Below are 2,401 nucleotides of genomic sequence, written 5' to 3' on the forward strand. Positions count from 1 at the left end.
CCGAGCGGCCGGCGATCGCGCCCGACATCGACAAATTCCTGAGCGAGCTCGGCTGGCGCGAATTCTGCCGGCATCTGCTGTTCGACCATCCGGATCTGGCGACCCGCAATCTGCAGCCGGCGTTCGACGCCTTCCCGTGGCACAGCGACGAGGCGGCGCTGAGCGCCTGGCAGCGCGGCCGCACCGGCTACCCAATCGTCGACGCCGGAATGCGCGAGCTGTGGTACTCCGGGGTGATGCACAATCGTGTCCGCATGGTCGTCGGCTCGTTCCTGGTCAAGCACTTGCTGATCGACTGGCGGCTCGGCGAGCAGTGGTTCTGGGACACGCTGGTCGATGCCGATCCCGGCAGCAATCCCGGTAACTGGCAGTGGGTGGCGGGCTGCGGCGCCGACGCGGCGCCGTATTTCCGGGTGTTCAACCCGTTGCTGCAGAGCGAGAAGTTCGACGCGGGTGGCAGCTACATCCGGCGCTGGGTCCCCGAGCTGGCCGGCCTGCCCGACAACCTGATCCACCAGCCGTGGACCGCGACGCCGCTCGAACTCGCCGCCGCCGGCATCGAGCTCGGCGGCAACTATCCGCGGCCGATCGTCGACCACAAAACCGGCCGGCAGCGGGCGCTTTCGGCCTATGCCGAGCTGCGTCAGCGTTGAACAACTTCGCTTAGCAGCGTTACTAATTGCGCGAATCGGCTATCGTCGTGGTTATCTGCAAACCCTTGGGGGATCAATATGGACGACGACAAGCCGATTATCGAGCAGGTGGGCGAGGTGATCACCGAGGCCACCGATGCAGCCAAGACCGTGGTCAAGAAGGCGCGCAAGGCAGCCAAGAAGGCGGCCAAGAAAGTCGCCAAGAAGGTGAAGGCCGGCGCCAAGAAGGCCGCGAAGGCGACCAAGAAGGCCGCCAAAAAGGCAGCCAAGAAAGCTCCGAAGAAGGCCGCCAAGAAGGCCAAAAAAGCCGCCAAAAAGGCGCCCAAGAAGGCCAAAAAGGCAGCCAAGAAGACCGTGAAGAAGGCCAAGAAGGCGGCGCCGAAGAAGGCGAAGAAGGCCAAGAAATCCAAGCGCTGAGCGGATCATCCGCGTCGGCCAGCGAGAGCCTCCGGAGCACCTGCCCGGGGGCTTTTTGCTGCGCGCAAAGGGCAACCGAGGACGGCCTGCCCTGCGCCTCTACGCCTTGGCGCGGTTGACCAGAAACACCGCCGCCGCGCAGATCACCATGCCAACGATCGACACCACGTCGAGCTTTTCACCGAACAGCACATAGGCCATCAGCGCTGTGGTGCCGGGGACCAGATAAAACAGGCTGGCGACCGAGGTCGCGGCGGAATGCCGGATCAGCCAGTACAATAGCCCGATCGACCCGATCGACAGCACCACCACCAGCCAGCCGACCGCCAGCACGAACTCGGTGGTCCAATTCACCACCCGGGTTTCGAACAGCAAGGCGCCGACCGCGAACAGCGCGAGCGCGGCGAGGAATTGGATGATGTTGCCGGCGCGCCAATCGATGCCGCTGCAGAACCGCTTCTGGTACAGCGTGCCGATGGTGATGCCGATCAGCGAACAGGCCGAGGCGAGCCAGCCCCAGCCGATGTCGCCGGTCAGGCTGCGGCTGTGCAGGATCAACAACGTGCCGCCGAGACCGAGCCCAAGCCCCAGCCATTGCAGCGGCGTGACCCGCTCGCCGAGCCAGCGATTGGCGAGCGTCGAGGTCAGGATCGGCTGCAAGCCCGGGATCAAGGCCGACAGGCCCGCCGGCACCGAATGCGCGATCGCGATCGAGGTGCCGGCCAGATACACGCCGTGCACCCGCAATCCGGCGACGATGCTGTGGCCGACGCCGGTGAGGTTCGGCCAGCGCGGCCGTGCGATCGCCGCGATCACCGCAATCAGCGTCACCACCGCGATCATCCGGATCGACAGGTAGGTCAACGGCTCGGCACCGGCCAGCGCGTATTTGGTGCCAATGAAGCCGGTGCTCCACAGCACGACAAACACGGCGGGCGCGGCGCGGCCGGCGAGATGCTCTGCGTTACGGTTCATTGTTTCCCCGAGGGCCCGATCGTATGGTGACGGGCAAGCGCCCGATGGCGCCACGTCCATGCCACGCCGCAACCGCCGCGACCAGCACGGATCGTCATCATTCAACGCGCCGCCGCCCTTCCCGCACCGCGCGTTCGTCATCTTCCGGAGCCACTATGCGCCTGCAGTTCGAAACCGTCGACGTGTTCACCGCCGAGCAGTTCAGCGGCAATCCCCTCGCCGTGGTGCTCAACGCGGAATGGCTGTCGAGCGCGCAGATGCAGGCGATCGCCGGCGAGTTCAATCTGTCGGAAACGACCTTCGTGCTGCCGCCGCAGGACCCTGCCCACACCGCGCAGGTTCGGATCTTCACGCCC

Annotated in this window: 4 protein-coding genes; 3 read left to right on the plus strand and 1 reads right to left on the minus strand. The window is 65.6% G+C overall.

Annotated features, from left to right (window positions below):
- Positions 1 to 653, plus strand: a 653-nt coding sequence (locus tag DYI24_RS25010) for a cryptochrome/photolyase family protein (RefSeq protein ID WP_205523685.1), incomplete at its 5' end; no start/stop codon positions are given.
- 78 nt (positions 654 to 731) lie between these two features.
- Complete coding sequence (locus tag DYI24_RS25015) at positions 732 to 1,070, plus strand: histone (protein ID WP_164574239.1); 339 nt, start codon at positions 732 to 734, stop codon at positions 1,068 to 1,070.
- A gap of 99 nt (positions 1,071 to 1,169) precedes the next feature.
- Here DYI24_RS25015 and DYI24_RS25020 read toward each other — a convergent pair whose 3' ends face one another.
- Entirely contained in the window at positions 1,170 to 2,045 is an 876-nt protein-coding gene (locus DYI24_RS25020) for a DMT family transporter (protein WP_164574240.1), read from the minus strand.
- A gap of 155 nt (positions 2,046 to 2,200) precedes the next feature.
- Between DYI24_RS25020 and DYI24_RS25025 the strand changes: the two genes are divergently transcribed.
- Positions 2,201 to 2,401: PhzF family phenazine biosynthesis protein (locus DYI24_RS25025; protein WP_164574241.1), on the plus strand; the 201-nt coding region annotated here is incomplete at its 3' end.

It is taken from the genome of Rhodopseudomonas sp. BR0C11 (genome assembly GCF_010820945.1).
Classification (GTDB): domain Bacteria; phylum Pseudomonadota; class Alphaproteobacteria; order Rhizobiales; family Xanthobacteraceae; genus Rhodopseudomonas; species Rhodopseudomonas palustris_H.